Below are 19,288 nucleotides of genomic sequence, written 5' to 3' on the forward strand. Positions count from 1 at the left end.
ACATGCGTCACAGATTTACCACCCGCGGTGCGTAACCGGCAGCCCGGACCGCGGCGCCCGCCGCCCTGGTCAGGTCGCGGGTGGAACCCAGCAGGCCGTCGATCACCATCACCCGCTTCACGTGCCGGTGCAGGTCATGCTCCTCGGTGAAGCCGATGCCACCCATCACCTGCTGACAATGCTTGGCCGCTGTCAGCGCGGCCTGACCGGCGGCCGCCTTGGCCAGCAGGCAACCCAGGTCGTCGTCGGCGGCACGCAGCGTCGCCTCGGCTCCTTCGACGGCCACGAGGGTCTCGGCGAGCCGGTGCCGGACGGCTTGGAACGACGCGATCGGCTTGCCGAACTGGACTCGGTCGACCGCATGCTGGCGCGCCAGCGTCAGCATCGCGCGGGCCGAGCCCACCAGCCACCACCCCAGTGCCCGCCGCCCGGCGGCCAGCGCAATCGGTTCCCCGGCGGCCACGGTGTGGATCGGAAGCTCGCTGTCCAGGCTCGAGCCGGCCTCACCAGACCGCTCCCAGCGCACCCAGCGGCCGCCGGTGTAGGGCAGCTCGACCGTCCCGCCGCCCGGCCGTCCCGCGGCATGCAGCACGACATCGTTGAGCACCCCGGCATGGGTGCCGGTCTCGCCGAGCAGACCGAACACCAGCGCGGTTGCCTGGACGGGAATCTCGGCCAGCATCTCCAACCAGCCCAGCTCGGTCAGCTCTTGCTCGACGTTCGGGCGGTCGGCAGCGGCCGCGGCGGCCAGGCTCTTGCCCACGGTGTCGGCCAGCATGCCGAGGTCGTCGTCGTCCACCGCTCACTCCTTCCCGAGGTCGAGCAGTCGGCGCGCGATGATGTTGCGCTGGATCTCCGCCGTGCCGCCGTAGATGGTGGCCGCCCGGGAGTAGAGGAACTCCGGCCGCCAGGGCGTGTCATCCAGTTCCAGAGCACCGGGCAGCAGGTCGCGGGCCGTGTCGTAGAGGCGTTGCTCGGCGGCGGCCAGCAGCACCTTGTCGACGGAGGTCTCCGCGCCCAGCTTGGCCCCGGCGGCGAACCGCTGCTGAGTCTGCGCCGATGTGCAGCGCACGGTGTGCAGGGCTAGATAGGCCGCGCCGATCTCGGCGTCGGAGGCGTCGGGCGCCTGCTCCACGAGTCGGTCCAGCCGGGTGTACAGGTAGGCGATCCGCTGCCAGAAGCAGGTGGAGCGTTCGAATGGCAGCAGGTCGCCGGCCAGTCGCCAGCCGTCGCCCGGTGCACCCAGCATGCGTGCGCCCGGGACCACGACATCGTCGAAGTAGACCTCGCAGAATTCGTCGACACCGTGCATCGTGCGCAGCGGGCGCACGGTGACCCCGGGGGAGTCCATGTCGACGAAGAACGCGGTGATGCCCTGATGCTTGGGCGTCTCCGGGGAACCGGTGCGGGTGAGCAGCACGCAACGCTTGGAGAACTGCGCGAAGCTGGTCCACACCTTCTGGCCGCTGATCACCCAGTCGTCGCCGCGCGGGATGGCCCTGGTGGTCAGCGATGCCAGGTCGCTGCCCGAACCCGGCTCGGAGAACCCCTGGCACCAGTGTTCGTCGCCGCGCAGGTAGCGCGGCACCATCTCGGCGGCCAGCTCGGGTCGGGCGTACGAGATCATGGTCGGCACAAGCACTTCCATCATCGAGTACGGGCCGGGTTCGGCGAGGTTGCGGCCGAGGATCTCCTCCGCCACCACCAGCCGCATCACCGCTGTGCCACCGAGGCCCCCGACCTCGGTGGGCCAGCCGTACCGCATCCAGCCCGCGTCATAGAGCTCGCGGCGCACCCGGCTCATCTGATCGATGTGGCCGGCCAGTGAGTGGTCGGGCCCCGGGGTGAGGTCGTGCTCGGCGAGCCAATCCTGCAGTCCGGCCCGGAATTCGTCCACCGTCATCCGCCGGCAGGCCGTCCGATCGCGTGCGGGCGTCCGGAGTCGTGCTCGCCGCTGCGCCGGATGAACGTCATCGCCCTGGTGCGTAGCCGCCAGCCGTCGGCGGTCCGCAGATAGGTATCGCGGTAGTAGCCGATCCGCATGTCATGGGCGGAATGCTCGACGAAGCACAGCGGCTGGGTGCCGGTGGCCGCGTCGGGGTCGTTCGCGTCGAACTCCACGAGAGCCTCGCCGGTCATGAACAACCCCTTCGGGGCGGCGTCCACCAGCACCGGAAAGCGGGACAGCGAATAGGTTTCGCCGAAGGCGCTGTAGGTACCGTCCTCGGTGAAGACGGTGATCAGCCCGTCGACGTCGCCCTGGGTGATGGTCACCGCGTACTTGGCCAGCAGCTGCTGGATCTCGACGATGTCGTCAGTCCGTCTGGTGGACATAGACTTTCCCGCCTTTCATCACGAAACTGACGTTCTTGGTCACGGTGATGTCGGCGAGCGGATCGCCGGGCACCGCGATGATGTCGGCCAGCAGCCCCGCGGCCAGCCGGCCGCGGTCGGTGGAGTTGATCAGCTCGGCCGCGGTCACGGTGGCCGCCTTGAGCACGGCCGCCGGTGGCATTCCCCAGTCGACCAGCGTCACCAGTTCATCGGCGTTGCGACCGTGCGGAATTGCCGGTGCATCGGTGCCGACGGCGATCTTCACCCCGGCCTCGTAGGCCGCCTTGATCGAGGTGCGCGCCTTCGGGAACATCTCGGCGGCCTTGGCCTGCAGCACCGCCGGGGCCTTCGAGACATCCATCCCCTCGGCCAGCCGCCGGGTACTCACCAGGAAGGTGCCGTTCTCGACCATCAGCGCGATGGCCTCGTCGTCGATCAGGAACCCGTGCTCGATGCAGTCGATACCGACGCCCACCGCGTGTTTGACGGCACTGGCGCCGTGCGTGTGTGCGGCCACCCGCAAGCCGCGGCGGTGTGCCTCGTCGACGATCGCGGCCAGCTCCTCGTCGGAATAGTGTTGCGCGCCAGCCTCACCGGTCAGCGACATCACCCCGCCCGAACAACAGACCTTGATCACCTCGGCGCCGTGCTTGATCTGGTAGCGCACCGCCTTGCGGATCTCGTCGACACCGTTGGCGATGCCCTCTTCGATGGTCAGTTCCAGCACACCGGGCATGAACGCCGCGAACATCGTCGGGTCCAGGTGTCCGCCGGTGGGCGTGATGGCATGGCCAGCAGGCACGATCCTCGGGCCGTCGATCCAGCCCGCGTCGATCGCCTTGCCCAGTGCGACGTCGAGCAGGTAACCGCCGGTCTTGACGAACAGCCCGAGGTTGCGCACGGTGGTGAACCCGGCACGCAGGGTGCGCCGGGCGTTGCCCACCGCGCGCAGTACCCGGGTCGGCGGGTCGTCCTGAACCTGGGAGAGGCCGGGGTTTTCACCCCGGCCGCCCATCAGGAGATTGACCTCCATGTCCATCAGTCCGGGAAGCAGGATGTGGTTCCCCAGATCGATGATCTGGCCTTCGGGTTCGCCCCCGACGGCGACGATGCGGTCGCCGTCCACCTTGACGATGCCGGGGCGGACGAGTTCGCCCGCCTCGACGTCGACATAGCCGGCGGCCTTGAGCGTGATGACTGATGAGCCCTCGGGCACGCTCAGACCACCGGCTCCCGGGTGATCTCCACCCAGGCGGCGCCACTGTCGAGCACCCTGGGCTGCTTCCAGACCTCCACCGGGAACGACACCATCACCACAGACTGCATCAGATGCATCAGTCGCTTGGCGTCTTCGGGCATGTCGTGCAGTGGAAATCGTGCGTCGAGGTAGACCATCACGTCCTCCAGGCGCGCGGTGCCGGCGTCGTACAGCGCCTGCATTTCCTCCATCGTCGAGGCGAGCCGTTTGGCGTACCGCTCCGGCTCGGTGGCCAGAATCCAGTCACTGAACCGCTCGAGGTCGGCGAACTCCGCCGGCAGCAATCCGGTGGTCGTTGACTCAGACATGTGCCACGCTCCCGTTGGTCTTCTCGTTCGACGTTGCTGTGCTCTGCTTGTACTCATCGACGTACTTGCGCGCCGTGTGGTGGAGGTGCCGAAGCAGTATCTCCTGGTCGCACAACGGGAAGTCGGTGACCGCCCGGGTGCCGATCTGGGTTTGGGTGGCCTCCAACGTGTTCGCGTCCTGTAGCGCGTACTCCTTGAATGTCACCGCCGCGAGTTCCTGGGACAGCCGTTGCCGGGTGTTCTTCGGCGGCACGAAGTACAGGTTCGCCTCGAAGATATGGCTATCCACACCGGTGGGCCAGTAGTTGTAGGTGAGATACCAGCCGGGAGCCCACAGCAGCAGCGTGAAGTTCGGGAAGAACTCGAAGGAATCCTGTCCCCAGGTGGGCTGCCGGGCCGGATTGACGGCCGGGGGCAGCTCGTCGGGCAGGATGCCCTTGATGTCGGGGCGGTCCCAGGGCCCGAACAGCCCGCTGTGCAGGATGCGCTCAATCGGCTTGACCATGTTGAGATCCTTGGGCGGGCTCATCCCGCCCCACGACGAGATCATCGAGTGCTGGCCCTTGATGTCGTAATGCAGGGCCTCGAAGCCCACCTTGGCCAGCTTGGCGGCCTCTTCGGCGGTTGCCTGCTTCATGTGCAGCACCGGCGCGTGGTAGAACTCGGTGAACGCGTCGATGAACAGCTTCCAGTTCGCGTTGATGGGTGCACGGTAGCTGTAGACCTCGGTCATTTCGTGAAAGGGATACCCCTCCAAGCCCTTCGCGAAGTCACCCAGGTAATCGCGCAGCGGCGCGGCGTCGTCGTCGAAGTTAACGAAGATGAAGCCTTCCCATACCTCGCACCGCACCGGCTTGAGCGGATAGTCGGCCTTGTCGAGGTCGAAGAACTCATCCTCCTGCTGAACAAAGGTCAGTTCGCCGTCCAGCGCATAACGCCATGCGTGGTACTTGCAGGTGAACTGGCGGCAGGAGCCGGAGACCTCTTCACCGGGAAAGTCGTTCCACACCAACTTGTTTCCGCGGTGCCGGCACAGGTTGTAGAAGGCCCGCACCGTGCCGTCCTTGTCCTTGACCACGATGATCGAGGTCCCCGTGCCAACGGACGGCATCTCCCTGGTGAAGTAACTGCCGGTCTTGGGGAGCCGTTCTACCCGCCCGACCTGAAGCCAGGTCTTGCGGAAGATCGCCTGCTGCTCCAGTTTCCACTGTTCTGGGTCTATCGAGTCGGTGTAGTCGACGGGCGCGGTGCCCAGTTCTGGCCAGTTCTCTGTCCAACTGCCGACTGCCGGCTTCGGGAAGTGTGCCAACGTACTTACCTTTCCTGTTCGAGCTGAACGCCAAAAGTGTTGAACGCCATGGCCAACATGCCGTAGGCGCCGACGATGAAGACGAAGTCCATCCGCTGGCGGTCGCTGAGGTACTCGCCCAGCGCCTCCCATGTCTGATCCGTCAGGTTGGATGTCGAGTCCAGTTCGTCGACCGCGGTGAGGATCACCCGGTCGGCGTCGTCGTGGGCCTCGCCACGGCGGATGGCCTCGACGTCGGCCTCGGTGAGTCCCTCGGCCGTTGCGAGGTCGACGTGGTGCGCCCACTCGTAGGCGCAGTTGCGCCGGTGCGCGACGCGCAGGATCGCCACCTCCCGCAGCCGGGCCGGTACGGAGGAACGGAAGAGGAGGTAGACGTTGAAGCCGAGGAAGGCCTTGGTCAGGTCCGGGTGTCGCACCAGTGTGGACAGCGCGGAGCCCGCCCCGTCGGGGTTCTGCCGATCCCGCGGCAGCATGCCCTTGAAGGCGGCGCGGACCTCGTCGTCCCACTGATCCGCAGGCAGCGGCGTCAGGCGCACCCGAAACCTCCTCTCACCGGAGAGAATCACATTCTCAATTCCGGATAACAGATTTCCATGAAGTCGGCCCGAGGTCAATCCCCGAGGGTGATCGGGGTGGTCGCGCCGAGCTGGGCGCCTCGTCGCGAGAGCTGGTCAGCAGCGGTGGCGCGCACGGTAAGATGGTTACCGCCAGTTGATTCTCCCTCCAGGAGAAGCTAGTTTCCATTGAGGGCTCCGCGACGAGAGGAACGGCCATGCGCAAAGAGGACATGATCCTGATCAGCGTCGACGACCACATCGTCGAGCCGCCCGACATGTTCAAGAACCACCTGCCCGCCAAGTACATCGACGACGCGCCGCGCCTGGTGCACAACCCCGACGGGTCGGACATGTGGCGCTTCCGCGACGTGGTCATCCCCAACGTCGCCCTGAACGCGGTGGCGGGCCGGCCCAAGGAGGAGTACGGCCTGGAACCCCAGGGCCTCGACGAGATCCGGCCCGGCTGCTACAACGTCGACGAGCGTGTCAAGGATATGAACGCCGGCGGCATCCTCGGCTCGATCTGCTTCCCGTCCTTCCCCGGTTTCGCCGGGCGGCTGTTCGCCACCGAGGACGAGGAGTTCTCCCTGGCACTGGTGCAGGCCTACAACGACTGGCACATCGACGAGTGGTGCGGCGCCTATCCGGCCCGCTTCATTCCGATGGCGCTGCCGGTGATCTGGAACGCCGAACTGTGCGCCCAGGAAGTGCGCCGGGTGGCCAAGAAGGGCGTGCATGCCATCACCTTCAGCGAGAACCCGGCGGCCATGGGATACCCCAGCTTCCACGACGAGTACTGGAACCCGCTCTGGAAAGCGTTGTGCGACACCAACACCGTGCTCAATGTCCACATCGGCTCCTCGGGCAAGCTGGCCATCACCGCGCCCGACGCCCCGATGGACGTGATGATCACCCTGCAGCCGATGAACATCGTGCAGGCTGCCGCCGACCTGCTGTGGTCGCGGCCGGTCAAGGAGTACCCGGACCTCAAGATCGCGCTGTCCGAGGGCGGCACCGGCTGGATTCCCTACTTCCTGGAGCGTGCCGACCGCACCTACGAGATGCATTCGACCTGGACCGGCCAGAACTTCGGCGACAAGGTGCCCTCGGATGTGTTCCGCGAGCACTTCCTGACCTGCTTCATCAGCGATCCGGTCGGGGTGAAGCTGCGCCACGACATCGGCATCGACAACATCGCCTGGGAAGCCGACTACCCGCACAGCGATTCGATGTGGCCGGGGGCGCCCGAGGAGCTGTGGGACGTGTTGAGCGCCAACGATGTTCCCGACAGTGACATCAACAAGATGACCTACGAGAACGCCATGCGCTGGTACTCGTTCGACCCGTTCAAGCACATCGCACGCGAGCAGGCCACCGTCGGCGCGCTGCGCGAAGCGGCGGCGGGCCACGACGTGTCGATCCAGGCGCTGAGCCATCACAAGAAGGGCGAGCGGGGCGGCAGCGCTCTGTTCGAAGCGGCGCAGGCCAACAGCGGCACCGAGTAGCTGCGCAGAGATCGCATACTCCCGTGGTCGGCGACCACAGGAGGGAATGGAGGACGGCCATGTCCGGCGGCATGAGCTTCGAGCTCACCGAAGATCAGGAACTCATCCGGAAATCGGTGCGGGAGTTGGCGGCCCGCTTCGACGACCAGTACTGGATGGAGAAGGACCAGGCGCACGAATTCCCGCAGGAGTTCTACGACGCCATCGCCTCAGGCGGCTGGCTGGGCATGACCATCCCCGAGGAGTACGGCGGGCACGGGCTGGGCATCACCGAGGCCACCATCCTCGCCGAGGAGGTGGCGCGGTCGGGAGGCGGAATGAATGCCGCCAGCGCCATCCACATGTCTATCTTCGGGATGCAGCCGGTGGTGGTGTACGGCTCCGAGGAGCTCAAGGCCCGTACCCTGCCGCGGATCGTCAACGGTGACCTGCACGTGTGTTTCGGTGTCACCGAACCCGGGGCCGGCCTGGACACCTCGCGGATCACCACCTTCGCCCGCCGCGATGGCGACAGCTATGTGGTCACCGGCCGAAAGGTGTGGATCTCCAAGGCACTCGAGTCCGAGAAGATCCTGCTGCTGACCCGCACCACCCCGTACGACGAGGTGCAGAAGAAGACCGACGGCATGACGCTGTTCATGACCGACCTCGACCGCAACCACGTCGACATCCGCCCCATCCCGAAGATGGGCCGCAACGCCGTGTCGTCCAACGAACTGTTCATCGACGAACTCCGGATTCCTGTCGAGGACCGGGTCGGCGAGGAAGGCAACGGCTTCTCCTACATCCTGCACGGGCTGAACCCGGAGCGGATGCTCATCGCGGCCGAGGCGCTCGGCATCGGCCGGGCCGCCCTGGACCGGGCGGTCAAGTACGCCACCGAGCGAGTGGTGTTCGACCGCCCGATCGGGATGAACCAGGGCATCCAGTTCCCGCTGGCGGACTCACTGGCCCGGCTGGATGCCGCCGAGCTGATCCTGCGCAAGGCGACCTGGCTCTACGACAACGGCAAGTCCTGCGGCCGGGAGGCCAACACCGCGAAGTATCTGTGCGCTGATGCCGGTTTCGCCGCGGCCGACCGCGCCCTGCAGACCCACGGCGGTATGGGTTATGCCGAGGAGTACCACGTTTCGCGGTTCTTCCGAGAGTCGCGGCTGATGAAGATCGCCCCGGTCAGCCAGGAGATGATCCTGAACTTCCTCGGCTCGCACGTGCTGGGACTGCCGAGGAGCTACTAGTGGCCGCTGCTGTGGCCCTCCGTATGGTGATGTGATGTCTTCTGCTGACCAGCCGGCCGCCCCACTGGCCGGCGTCACCGTCGTGGCCCTTGAACAGGCCGTCTCCGCGCCGATGTGCACCCGGGTACTCGCCGACTTCGGCGCCCGGGTGATCAAGATCGAGAATCCGGCCGGCGGCGATTTCGCCCGGCACTACGACGACGTGGTGAACGGCCTGGCCGCCCATTTCGTCTGGGCCAATCGCAACAAGGAGTCGGTGGCGCTGGACCTGAAATCGGCTGCCGGACTTGATGTCCTGCATCGCCTGCTGGATCGTGCCGACGCGCTGGTGTCCAACCTCGCGCCGGGCTCCACCGCCCGCCTGGGCATCTCGGCGCAGCAGCTGCGCGAACGTCACCCCGATGTGATCGCCGTCGAGATCGACGGCTACGGCGCCGGTGGCCCCTTGTCGGCGAAGCGGGCCTACGATCTGCTGGCCCAGGCCGAGTCCGGATCCTGCGCGGTCACCGGCTATCCCGGGATGCCGGCCAAACCCGGCCCGCCGATCGCCGACATCTCCACGGGCCTGTACTCGGCGCTGTCGATCATGGCGCTGCTGTACTCCCGCACCCAGGGGGACCGCCGCGGCGGGGCGGTCAACGTCAGCCTCTTCGACACCATGATGGACCTGATGGGCTACCCCCTGACCTACACCCAGCATTCCGGTGTCGACCAGCAGCCCCTGGGCATGAGCTCACCGGCGGTGGCGCCGTACGGGGCCTACCAGACCGCCGACGGCCAGACGGTGGTGCTCGGCACCACCAACGACCGCGAATGGCAGCGGCTGGCCCGCGAGATCATCGACCGCCCCGATCTCGCCGAGGATCCGCGCTTCGCGTCGAACTCCGATCGCGTGGCCAATCGCAACGTCCTCGACGAGGCCATCCAAACCTGGTGTGCCGGGCACGATCTCGACCACATCCAGAAGACGGCCGACACGGCGGGGATCGGCAATGCCCGGTACAACCTGCCCAGCGAGGTGCTCGGCCATCCGCAGCTGCGTGACCGCGATCGCTGGCGTTCCGTCTCGACCACCGGCGGCCCCATCCAGGCCATTCTGCCGCCGCCGATCATCGAGGGTTACGAACAACCGATGGGCCCGGTGCCCGGCCTCGGCGAGCACACCGATGCGGTGCTGACCGAGCTGGGGCTGTCGGGCGAGGAGATCAGCCGCCTGCGTGACCAGGGGGCCGTCGCGTGAACAGAGTTGGATGAACAGAGAGGAAAAGCCATGAGGGACGCGGTGATCGTCGAGGCGGTCCGTACCCCGGTTGGCAAGCGCAACGGCGGACTGTCCGGGGTGCACGCCGCGGATCTGTCGGCCGTGGTGCTGGGCGCGCTGGTGGACCGGACCGGCCTGGACCCGTCGACCGTCGACGACGTGGTGTGGGGCTGTGTCTCCCAGGTGGGTGACCAGTCGAGCAACATCGGCCGGTTCGCGGTCCTGGCTGCAGGCTGGCCGGAATCCATCCCCGGGACCACGGTCAACCGGGCCTGCGGATCCAGCCAACAGGCGCTGGATTTCGCGGCCCAGGCCGTGATGAGCGGCCAGCAGGACGTCGTGGTGGCCGGCGGCGTGGAGGTGATGAGTCGTGTCCCGCTCGGGTCGGCCCGGGCCACCGGTATGCCGTACGGCCCGAAAGTACTTGCCCGGTATGACGATTTCTCGTTCAACCAGGGCATCTCGGCGGAGCTGATCGCGCAGAAGTGGGGCTTTTCCCGCACCGATCTCGACGAGTACTCGGCGCGCTCCCATGAATTGGCCGCCGCCGCCCAGGATCGCGGTGCCTTCACCGACCAGATCGTGCCGGTTCCCACCGACGGCGGAACCGTCACCGCCGACGAGGGCATCCGGCGGGGTACCACCGCCGAGAAGCTGGCCGCCCTCAAGCCCGCCTTCACCGACGACGGCGTGATCCACGCCGGGAATTCATCGCAGATCTCCGACGGCGCGGCCGCTCTGCTGGTGACCACGTCCGAACATGCTGCGGCCCAGGGCTGGACACCGCTGGCCCGCTACGTCGCGGGTGCGGTGGCCGGTGCCGATCCGGTGCTGATGCTCACCGGGCCGATCCCCGCCACCCAGAAGGTGCTGGCCAAGACCGGGCTGAGCGTCGAGGACATCGGCGTGTTCGAGGTCAACGAGGCCTTCGCCCCGGTTCCGCTGGCATGGCTGGCCGACACCGGCGCCGATGCGCAGCGGCTCAATCCCCTCGGCGGGGCGATCGCGCTTGGTCATCCGCTGGGCGGATCGGGAGCGGTGCTGATGACCCGGATGCTGCATCACATGCGCGACAACAACATTCGCTACGGCCTGCAGACGATGTGCGAGGGCGGCGGCACCGCCAACGCCACCGTCGTCGAGCTCATCGGCTGATCAGGGGGAGTCATGCGCCGCGATCTCTTCACCGAAGACCACGAGGCATTCCGCCAGCTCGCCCGCGACTTCGTCGAGAAGGAGGTGGTGCCGCACTATCCCGAGTGGGAGAAGGGCGGCCGGATGCCTCGCGACGTCTTCAAACAGATGGGCGCCCTGGGCATGCTCGGCATGGCCATCCCCGAGGAGCATGGCGGGGCCGGGATGCCCGACTACCGCTACAACGTGGTGCTGCAGGAGGAGGCGGCCCGCGCGCTGGTCACCCTGTCGACGGTGCGCACCCAGCTCGAGGTGATCCTGCCGTACTTCCTGCACTACGCGAATGCCGAACAGCGGCAACGCTGGTTCCCCGGGCTGGCCGACGGCACCCTGCTCACCGCGGTGGCGATGACCGAGCCGGGGACCGGTTCGGATCTGGCCGGGGTGCGCACCACCGCGGTGCGCGACGGCGACCATTACGTAATCAACGGCGCCAAGACCTTCATCACCGGCGGCATGCAGGCCGATCTGGTGATCGTCGTGGCCCGCACGTCGACCGACCCGGACAACCGGCGCAAGGGTCTGACGCTGCTGGTCGTCGAGGACGGAATGGCGGGCTTCACCCGCGGCCGCGAGCTGGAGAAGATGGGCTGCAAGGTGCAGGACACCGCCGAGCTGTCGTTCGTCGATGTCCGGGTGCCGGCGACCAATGTGCTGGGGGAGGAAGGCGAGGCGTTCTCCTACCTCGGCCACAATCTCCCGCAGGAACGGCTGACCGTCGCTGTCGGCTCGGTGGCCCAGGCTCGGTCGGCGATCGCCGCGGCCATTGACTACACCCGCGACCGCAAGGCCTTCGGCACCCCTGTCGCCTCGTTTCAGAACACCAAGTTCGAACTCGCCGCCTGCTCGACGGAGGTCGAGGCCGCCCAGGCGATGCTCGACCGGGCGGTGGCACTGCACGTCGAGGGCGAGCTCAGCGGCGCCGATGCGGCGCGGGTCAAGCTGTTCTGCACCGAGATGCAGCAGCGGGTGGTGGACCGTTGCCTGCAGCTCTTCGGCGGCTACGGCTACATGATGGAGTACCCCATCGCCCGGCTGTACACGGATGCTCGAGTGGCCCGGATATACGCCGGTACCAGTGAGGTCATGAAGGTCATCATCGCCAAATCGCTGGGGCTCTGAGGCAGCGAGATCGACCTCAGCATCGTCGTTCCGTCCTGCTCACCACCCTGGCGTAGATCTGTCGCTGACTTTCTGCGCTGAGACCCTTGTCACATCGCCCAAACCAACCTACTGTGTGTTCACTAGGTTGGTTTGTGCGAAAGGAGCCCGGTGACCTCGACCCGCCCCTACGCCACCCTTCTCGCGAAGGGGGAGGACCGTAAGCAGCGGATCCTCGAGGTCGCGCAACGACTCCTGGCCCGCAACGGCTGGCGCAACACCACCTTGGCCCAGATCGCCAAGGAAGCCGGGGTCACCCCGGCTGGCCTGCTGCACCACTTCGAGTCCAAAGAACAGCTGTTGCACGCGGTGCTCGACGCCCGCGATGCCGATGACGTCGAGCACGCCGATCTGCATACCGGCGACCTCGCCGAGGCCATCGCCAGTGCGGCCGAGCGCTTCGAACGGTCCCCTGAGCTGGTCGGCACATTCGCGGTGCTGATGGCCGAGAACATCGCGCCCGACGCCCCGCTGCACGACCGCCTGGTGAGTCGCTACCGCGACGCGGTGAAGATCATCGCCAACCGGATCAGCGTCGGTCAGGCCGAGGGCCGCTACCGACAAGACCTGAACCCGGCCATCAAGGCCGTGGAAATCCTGGCATTTGTGAACGGAATGGAGACCTCATGGCTACTCGATCCCTCGATACCGCTGACCGATGTGTTCCGGGAGTATTCCCGATCTCTGGCGAAGCAACTGGCACCGGTCGCCGAATCATGAGGTACCGGCTCGACGTCGTCGCGCCGTCGGTGGCCGAGGCGGTCCGGTATGCCGGTGGCTGGATGTTCGACCGGGTGATGGCCGGGTGGGACGTCAACGTTCTGGTGCCGCACCCCGAGGACATCCGGCCGCTGTCGATCCTCGGGGCGCAGACCGTCGACTACGAATCGGTGATCGCCGCCGGTGACGACCAGCCGCACCCGCAGGCGCTGGCGGTGGCGGCCGATCTCATCGAGCGCGACGCCCGGGTGCGCGAGGGCGTGCGCCGGGCGCTGGACCACGGCATGACCGAGGTGGCGCTCTGGGGCGATACCCAACCCGAAACCCTGGGCCGCGGAGTCGATTCCGTACAGCACCGCCTCAGCGCGGCGGCTCGGGTCTTCAAGGCTCAGGCACTGGCCGCGGCCGAGGTGGCCGATCTCGCGGTCGCCCCGGTCGAGACCTTCCACAGTGGGGCGATGACCTGCCCGCCGATCGGCGCCGACCTGGTTCCGGCCGGCTAAGCCTCACTCCCGGATCGAGATCGCCTGCCGCGGGCACTGCCGGACGGCGTCGCGGATCTGTGCCTCGTTCTCCGGGGTGACCTCGTCGGTGAGCACGTGTAGGTAGTCCTGCTCGTCGACCTGGAACACCTCCGGGATGATGCCCATACAGATCGCATTGGCCTCACACAGGCCGAAATCCACTTCGATCTTCATCGCAGCACCTTGACCGGAACGCTGTGCCAGCCCGCGACATTCTGCATGTGAACCCGCGAGAGGCGGTCCCACTGGACCTCGTAGCGCGGCATGAAATCGAGTAGCCGCTCGAGTGCCAGCGCGCTCTCCATCCGTGCCAGCGCCGCACCCAAACAGCTGTGGATGCCGTAGCCAAGGCCGAGGTTCTGCGCCTCGGTGCGGTCCCGGTCGATGTCGAACCTGTCGGCGTCGGTGAATGCCCGCGGGTCCCGGTTGGCCGCCGCGCCGATCAGGAACACCGGTTTGCCCGCCGGGATCGTGACACCGTGCAGCGTCTTCTCCTTCAGCGAGTAGCGCACGTTGTACTGCACCGGGCCCTCGTAGCGCAGCAGCTCCTCGACCGCGGCGGGGATCTTGCTGCGGTCGTCGAGCAGCATCTGCCACTGCTCGGGGAACCGGGCAAAGATCACCGCGGCGTTGCCCATCAGCTTGGTCACCGTCTCGGCGCCGGCGCCACCGAGAAGCGTTGCGAATCCGCAGATTTCGATGTCGTCGAGCTTGCGCATGTTGCCGTCGTCATCGGGGATCTCGGCCGCGATCAGCTTGCTGATCATGTCGTCCTGCGGGTTCTGCCGGCGTTCCTGGACCAGGGCGTAGTAGTACATGGCTGTCTCGATGTTGGCCTGCATACCGGCTTCGCTGACCCCGATCTGGCCGGGTTCCCGGTGCAGGGAGGTGTCGATCCAGACCCGCACCTGCTGGCGGTACTCCTCGGGCACACCCGCCATGCGGGTGATGACCTCCACGGGGAAGGGTCCCGAGAAATCCTGGACGACGTCGAAGTCGTCGGGGTTGGCTGCCGACAGGAACCGGTCGATCTGCTCGATCACGGTCTCCCGCTGCGCCTCGACGGCACGCGGGGTGAAGGCCTTGTTGAGCAGGCTGCGCATGTGCCGGTGCTCAGGGGGGTCCATGAAGATGATCGATTTCGGCGGCGGCTCCGGTGACTGGACCATGGCGAGGTCGCAGCCACGCGCCGAGGAGAAGGTCTCGTGGTCCTTCATCGCGTCGGCCACGTCCTCGTGCCGGGTCAGCGCGTAGAAATCCATCCCGGGGTGGTAGTAGACAGGAGCTTCGTCCTGCATCCGCCGATAGATGTCGAACGGGTTGTTGAAGAACTCTTCCGAGAAGGGGTCGAAGACGAGTTCGGCCTGTGTCATTGCGTTCTCCTGCGAGGCGGGGCAGAGACGTTACGGATCGTCGGTTGATCGTAACGCTAACAGTGTGCGCAGCGGGAGAGCTGAAGACCGCTGAATCAGGACTTTTTCCGACCGTGCAACCCGGCGTCGACGACCTCGCCGAGCAGGCCGAGATCGCCACCAAGTTGTGCCACGGTGGAGCGGACGACGGCGACATCCTTGCCGATGAACTCACCGACAGCCGCGATGAAACCCTCTGCCGACCCGGCGGCGGCGATGCTGGTCAGGGCGCGGCTGGTCGCGCTGCCATGCGGCAGGGCGGACAGCAGGGTGGACTCGTCGACGCCGAACCGGCCGGCCAGCCGGACACCCTCGGCGACGATTCCGATCTGGGCGGCGAACATCGTGTTGTTGACGAGTTTGACCAGCTGCCCGCTGCCCAGTGGCCCGACGTGCAGCACCGGGTCGCCGTAGCCGGCCAGCACCGGGCGAACCCTGTCGAGGACTTCGGCGTCGCCGCCGACGAACAGGGTCACCGTCCCGGCGGCGATATCGTGCGGGCCGCCGCTGACCGGGGCATCGACCACGTCGACTCCGCGCTCGCGGCCGCGTTCGGCCAGTGCCTGCACGGTGCGCGGGCTGCCGGTGGTGTGCACGACGAGCACCGAACCGGGCGGCATCGCCGCGATCAGGCCGTCGTCGAGGCAGATCTGGCGGACCTGTTCGTCGGTGAACACACACACCACCACCGCATCGGCACCGTCGGCGACGGCGCCGAGGTTGTCGACCGGACGGGCTCCCAATTCGGCCACCGCCGAACGCTTTTCCGCGCTGCGTCCAAAAACGGTCACGTCGTGGCCGGCGGCGACCAGGCGGGCCACCATCGGGGCGCCCATCCGCCCGGCGCCCACGAAGCCGACCTTCATCGCGGGTTGTCCAGCAACACCAGCGCAGCGTCCGCGGTGGCCAGGACCGCACCTGGCTGCACACCGGCCTGGTCGGCGATGTCGGCGATCAGGCTGACGTCCTTGTGCAACAGCCCGCCGGCCACCTGCTTGAGCATGTCCAGACTGCCGCCGAAGCGCGCCACGCTGCTCAGCGCAAAGCTGTTGCCTGAACCGCGGCCGATCACCTCGGCCAGCTTCTCCACCGACACTCCCAGTGACTGGCCCAGATCCAGGGTGGTCTTGGCGGTCGCCAGATGCGCGGTGAACAAGAGGTTGTTCAGCAGCTTGGTCACCTGCCCCGAGCCCACGCCACCCAGGTGGACGATCGGGTCGGCATAGGTGGCGAACACCGGGCGCACCCGCTCGACCACGTCGTCGTCGCCACCGACCATCACCAGCAGCGTGCCGGCTTCGGCGGCCGGGCCGCCGCCGCTGACCGGGGCGTCGATCACCGAGACACCCTGGGCGGCAGCCCGCTTGGCCAGTTCGCGGCAGGTGTCCGGGTGCACCGTGGCATGCACGGCGATGATGCCGCCGGGCGCCAGGCCGGCCAGCACACCGTCGGCGCGGGTCGCCACATCCATCACATCGGCGTCACCCACCACGCACAGACACACCAGATCGCTCTCCGCAGCAAGGTCTTTCGGCGATGCTGCGACGGCCGCCGCGGTGTCGGCGAACGGCTCGAGTGACTCCGCTCGACGCGCCCACAGCGTGGTGGCGTAGCCGCCCTCGACGATGCGCCGCGCCATCGGCGCGCCCTGGCTGCCCAGCCCGATGAATCCCACCCGCATTAGCCGGCCTCCTCGTTGACATCGACGTTGATGCATTGCTGCACCCAGGACAGGACACCCGAGTGGTACTGCGCCGCAGCCACTCCGAGACTCAGGTTGTGCCCGCAGCCGCTCTGCTGGTTGATCTCGACCCGCGGCGCGGCGCAGAACAACGCGGCGATATCGGCCAGCGCTTCGGGCCCCGAATCCCAGACCCGTTCGTGTTCGGCGGCGGTGAAGCGGACCGGCGCGCGCACCCGGGCCGCCAATTCCGGGAAGTCGCGGCCTGCCCAGTTGGTCGACACCTCCGCTTCCTGCGGAGGCGACCCGGTAGCGCCGACGGCGTTGACGACATCGTCGGGATACAGGTCGGCGGGCGCCCAGATCAGCTCACGCAGGCCGGCCGGCCGGTGGGTCGGGGTGGCCTGCTTGAGGATCTCGCGCGCTGACGGGTATTGCCGCACAGCGGTTCCGGCGATCTCGAGGCCTAGGACGTCGGAGCCACGGTCGGCGACGGCCATCCGCAGCGCGAGCTCGCAGCCATTGGAGTGCGCCATCAGGAACAGCCCGGCCCCGCGCGGCCGCTGACCCAGGACGGCATCGGCTGCGGCATAGGCCAGTTCGACCCGGCGGGCCGGATCCCACATCTGATCGGCGTACGACGCGCTGGTGCCGTAGCCCGGGCGGTCCAGGGCGATCGCGGTGAAACCCGCTGCGGCGGCGGCCCGCAGCAGCGACAACTCGGGGTGGCCGGGGCAGTCGAAGTACGCCGCGGACGAGGCGCCGCCGTGCAGCGCGATGATCACCGCCCGGGGGTCGGTGGCCTCGGCGAACAGACCCGACATCGGGATACCGTCCACGGGGACCACCCGGCGCACAGGTGCGGCCGGTTCGGTCACGAGTCCACCCGCATCAGCAGCACACCGCTGGGGGTCAGCCCGCCGCTGCTGGCGACGGCGACCGTGGCGTCGCGGACCTGACGCTCGCCGGCTTCACCGCGCAACTGGGTGACGGCCTCGTGGATCAGGCCCATGCCATGGGTGCGACCGTGGGAGAGCTGACCGCCGTGGGTGTTGAGCGGCAGTATCCCGTCGCGGGCGATGTTCGTGCCGCCGGCCAGGAAGTCCTTGGCCTCGCCGATCCCGCAGAACCCCAGGGCCTCGATCCAGGACAGGCAGTTGAAGGTGAACCCGTCGTAGAGTTCGGCGACGTCGACATCGCTGGGCCGCAACGAGGTTCGCGACCACAGATGCGCCGACTGGCCCAGCACCTGGGGTTCGTGCGTCATCGTGGTCTGATCCCAGTCGGTGCGTTCGATGATCTGGGTGCCCACGGCCTCGAACAGCACCGGCGGTTTGGGCAGATCGCGGGCCGTCTCGACGGCCGAGACGATCACCGCCACCGCACCGTCACACGGGACGTCGCAGTCGTAGAGGCCGAACGGTGTGGTGATGGGCCGGGCGGACAGATAGTCGTCCATGGTCATCGGGTCACGGTAGATTGCGGTCGGATTCAGCGCGGCGTTGGCCCGCTGGTTCAGGGCGATCCAGCCCAACGTTTCCCGGGTGGTGCCGTAGCGCTGAAAGTGGCGCTGGGCGTTGAGTGCCAGCGTGTGTGCCGCCGAGGTCGCCCCGAACGGCATCTGCCAGCTGGTGGTCCGCAGGCCGCCGGGCGGGGCCATCCTGCCCTGCTTGAGCAGCTCTTGGAAGGTGGCCTCCCACAAGGTGCGGAAGCACAGCACGTGCCGGGCCATTCCGGTCGCCACGGCCATCATCGCCGCGATCACCGAACCGCCGGGCCCGAAGGTGTCCATCCCGCCGTTGATCCAGGTCGGGCGCAGGCCCAACGCACCCTCGAGTGCGGTCACCCCGCCCTCACCCATCCCGGCGACGTCCAGGCCGGGGTAGGTCGACAGCCCGTCGATATCGGCGAAGGTCAGACCGGCGTCGGCGACGGCGGCCGCACACGCCTCGACAGTCAGCGCCAGCGGGTTCACCATCAGCCGCCGACCCAGCCGGGATGCGCCGATCCCGGTGATGGCCGAGCGCTCCTCGAACTTGGCCGCACCGAGTGAGGGCCGGACGTGCCGGGCGAAGTCTTGCGGTGCGATCTCGTCGGCCGGCTGCTCACCGAACTGCACCGGCGTCACCGGCCGGAATAGCGGCAGGTATACGTCGTCGTTCTTCTCGAACACCACCTCGACCAGCTGGCCCGGCACGAGGTCGTCGGGGTCGGCGTCGATGATGTTGGTGGTCAACCGAACTCGCGGATCTTCCTGGATCGCCACCTGCGCCACCACGTAGGGCGCGGGCAGTCCGGGAATGGCGAACCGGTGGTTGACGGTGAAGGCCGACAGCACCCCGACGCCGCTGACCTCGCGCACTCCCATCGCGGTGCTGCGGCAGTACCGGCACACCGGCTGCGGCGGATGAATCAGCGCCTGGCAGCTGGTGCATTCCTGGATGCGGAGCGTGCCGTCAGCCCCCGATGTCCAGAAGAACTCGTTCTCCGCGGTGAGCTGTGGCAGCGGAGCGCGGGTTCCTCCCGCACTCACTGGGCGAAGCCCCAGCGCGCCTCGAACACCGGTTCTTCGTCGGCGGCCGGTGCGGCGGCGGGCCGCTTCTCACCGGTGAACTCGTCCTGGCTCATCTCGATGATCGCGTGCACCGGGCAGTCGAACAGCGCGCGCAGCACGTCGTCGCGGTCCTCCTCGGCCACGGTGCCGTCACCGATGAGCGAGGCATATCCCCACTCGTCCAGCGAGAAGTAGCCGGGGGCGTGCTTTCCGCAGATGCCGAAACCGTCACACAGCGTACGGTCGAGCCGGATTCGCATGTTCTCACTCAT

21 protein-coding genes are annotated in these 19,288 nt (G+C 67.5%); 7 read left to right on the forward strand and 14 right to left on the reverse strand.

The annotated features are described in order from the left end of the window. Window positions 1-7: 7 nt before the first annotated feature. Genes BN3385_RS15030 through BN3385_RS15060 form a run of 7 tightly spaced genes read right to left on the reverse strand, consistent with a single transcriptional unit; the run spans window position 8 to window position 5,745 of the window. Window positions 8-778, reverse strand: coding sequence for an acyl-CoA dehydrogenase family protein (locus tag BN3385_RS15030; protein WP_059021994.1), 771 nt, complete (start codon window positions 776-778; stop codon window positions 8-10). 24 nt (window positions 779-802) lie between these two features. Continuing rightward, window positions 803-1,903, reverse strand: a complete 1,101-nt coding sequence (locus BN3385_RS15035; RefSeq protein WP_059017674.1) for an acyl-CoA dehydrogenase family protein — start codon at window positions 1,901-1,903, stop codon at window positions 803-805. Continuing rightward, on the reverse strand, window positions 1,900-2,334 hold the full coding sequence (locus BN3385_RS15040) for a nuclear transport factor 2 family protein (protein ID WP_059017676.1): 435 nt from the start codon (window positions 2,332-2,334) through the stop codon (window positions 1,900-1,902). Before BN3385_RS15040 ends, BN3385_RS15035 begins: the two co-directional genes overlap by 4 nt. Next, a complete protein-coding gene (locus BN3385_RS15045; protein WP_059017679.1) occupies window positions 2,315-3,550 on the reverse strand; it encodes a metal-dependent hydrolase family protein in 1,236 nt (411 codons plus the stop codon). The genes BN3385_RS15040 and BN3385_RS15045 overlap by 20 nt, the downstream gene beginning before the upstream one ends. A gap of 2 nt (window positions 3,551-3,552) precedes the next feature. Next, a complete protein-coding gene (locus tag BN3385_RS15050) occupies window positions 3,553-3,900 on the reverse strand; it encodes a hypothetical protein (protein WP_059017681.1) in 348 nt (115 codons plus the stop codon). After that, window positions 3,893-5,209 (reverse strand): aromatic ring-hydroxylating oxygenase subunit alpha, encoded by a 1,317-nt coding sequence (locus BN3385_RS15055; protein WP_059017683.1) that lies wholly within the window; start codon window positions 5,207-5,209, stop codon window positions 3,893-3,895. Before BN3385_RS15055 ends, BN3385_RS15050 begins: the two co-directional genes overlap by 8 nt. Window positions 5,210-5,214: 5 nt before the next feature. Beyond that, window positions 5,215-5,745 carry a carboxymuconolactone decarboxylase family protein gene (locus BN3385_RS15060; RefSeq protein ID WP_059017685.1) on the reverse strand — a complete coding sequence of 177 codons (531 nt, stop codon included), beginning with the start codon at window positions 5,743-5,745 and terminating at the stop codon, window positions 5,215-5,217. Between the two features lie 236 nt (window positions 5,746-5,981). Between BN3385_RS15060 and BN3385_RS15065 the strand changes: the two genes are divergently transcribed. The 7 genes from BN3385_RS15065 to BN3385_RS15095 all read left to right on the forward strand — a co-directional run bounded on the left by BN3385_RS15065 (window position 5,982) and on the right by BN3385_RS15095 (window position 13,348). Beyond that, complete coding sequence (locus BN3385_RS15065; RefSeq protein WP_059017687.1) at window positions 5,982-7,271, forward strand: amidohydrolase family protein; 1,290 nt, start codon at window positions 5,982-5,984, stop codon at window positions 7,269-7,271. A 59-nt stretch (window positions 7,272-7,330) separates the two neighbouring features. After that, window positions 7,331-8,509 carry an acyl-CoA dehydrogenase family protein gene (locus BN3385_RS15070; RefSeq protein ID WP_156432767.1) on the forward strand — a complete coding sequence of 393 codons (1,179 nt, stop codon included), beginning with the start codon at window positions 7,331-7,333 and terminating at the stop codon, window positions 8,507-8,509. Between the two features lie 34 nt (window positions 8,510-8,543). Beyond that, on the forward strand, window positions 8,544-9,749 hold the full coding sequence (locus tag BN3385_RS15075) for a CaiB/BaiF CoA transferase family protein (protein ID WP_059017689.1): 1,206 nt from the start codon (window positions 8,544-8,546) through the stop codon (window positions 9,747-9,749). Window positions 9,750-9,779: 30 nt separating this feature from the next. Continuing rightward, window positions 9,780-10,925 carry a thiolase family protein gene (locus tag BN3385_RS15080; protein WP_059017691.1) on the forward strand — a complete coding sequence of 382 codons (1,146 nt, stop codon included), beginning with the start codon at window positions 9,780-9,782 and terminating at the stop codon, window positions 10,923-10,925. 12 nt (window positions 10,926-10,937) lie between these two features. Continuing rightward, the gene (locus BN3385_RS15085; RefSeq protein WP_059017693.1) at window positions 10,938-12,086 is read left to right on the forward strand and encodes an acyl-CoA dehydrogenase family protein; all 1,149 of its coding nucleotides are present in this window, start codon (window positions 10,938-10,940) and stop codon (window positions 12,084-12,086) included. A 150-nt stretch (window positions 12,087-12,236) separates the two neighbouring features. Beyond that, window positions 12,237-12,845, forward strand: coding sequence for a TetR/AcrR family transcriptional regulator (locus tag BN3385_RS15090; RefSeq protein ID WP_156432768.1), 609 nt, complete (start codon window positions 12,237-12,239; stop codon window positions 12,843-12,845). Continuing rightward, window positions 12,842-13,348 carry a hypothetical protein gene (locus tag BN3385_RS15095; protein WP_059017696.1) on the forward strand — a complete coding sequence of 169 codons (507 nt, stop codon included), beginning with the start codon at window positions 12,842-12,844 and terminating at the stop codon, window positions 13,346-13,348. The genes BN3385_RS15090 and BN3385_RS15095 overlap by 4 nt, the downstream gene beginning before the upstream one ends. A 3-nt stretch (window positions 13,349-13,351) precedes the next feature. On the opposite strand, the gene BN3385_RS15100 is transcribed toward BN3385_RS15095, so the two are convergent. From BN3385_RS15100 to BN3385_RS15130, 7 genes are all read right to left on the reverse strand, one after another. After that, complete coding sequence (locus BN3385_RS15100; protein WP_059017698.1) at window positions 13,352-13,543, reverse strand: ferredoxin; 192 nt, start codon at window positions 13,541-13,543, stop codon at window positions 13,352-13,354. Beyond that, window positions 13,540-14,742: a cytochrome P450 gene (locus BN3385_RS15105; protein WP_059017700.1), complete on the reverse strand. Its 1,203-nt coding sequence runs from the start codon at window positions 14,740-14,742 to the stop codon at window positions 13,540-13,542. The genes BN3385_RS15100 and BN3385_RS15105 overlap by 4 nt, the downstream gene beginning before the upstream one ends. A gap of 95 nt (window positions 14,743-14,837) precedes the next feature. After that, window positions 14,838-15,647 (reverse strand): NAD(P)-dependent oxidoreductase, encoded by an 810-nt coding sequence (locus BN3385_RS15110; protein ID WP_059017701.1) that lies wholly within the window; start codon window positions 15,645-15,647, stop codon window positions 14,838-14,840. Then, window positions 15,644-16,462: an NAD(P)-dependent oxidoreductase gene (locus BN3385_RS15115; RefSeq protein WP_059017703.1), complete on the reverse strand. Its 819-nt coding sequence runs from the start codon at window positions 16,460-16,462 to the stop codon at window positions 15,644-15,646. The genes BN3385_RS15110 and BN3385_RS15115 overlap by 4 nt, the downstream gene beginning before the upstream one ends. Then, entirely contained in the window at window positions 16,462-17,340 is an 879-nt protein-coding gene (locus BN3385_RS15120) for an alpha/beta fold hydrolase (protein ID WP_059017705.1), read from the reverse strand. The genes BN3385_RS15115 and BN3385_RS15120 overlap by 1 nt, the downstream gene beginning before the upstream one ends. Then, window positions 17,337-18,995: a thiolase C-terminal domain-containing protein gene (locus BN3385_RS15125; protein ID WP_059017707.1), complete on the reverse strand. Its 1,659-nt coding sequence runs from the start codon at window positions 18,993-18,995 to the stop codon at window positions 17,337-17,339. The genes BN3385_RS15120 and BN3385_RS15125 overlap by 4 nt, the downstream gene beginning before the upstream one ends. Next, window positions 18,992-19,276, reverse strand: a complete 285-nt coding sequence (locus BN3385_RS15130) for a ferredoxin (protein WP_059021998.1) — start codon at window positions 19,274-19,276, stop codon at window positions 18,992-18,994. Before BN3385_RS15130 ends, BN3385_RS15125 begins: the two co-directional genes overlap by 4 nt. Window positions 19,277-19,288 lie beyond the last annotated feature (12 nt).

The sequence above is a fragment of the Mycobacterium sp. M26 genome, from assembly GCF_001494595.1.
Lineage (GTDB): Bacteria > Actinomycetota > Actinomycetes > Mycobacteriales > Mycobacteriaceae > Mycobacterium.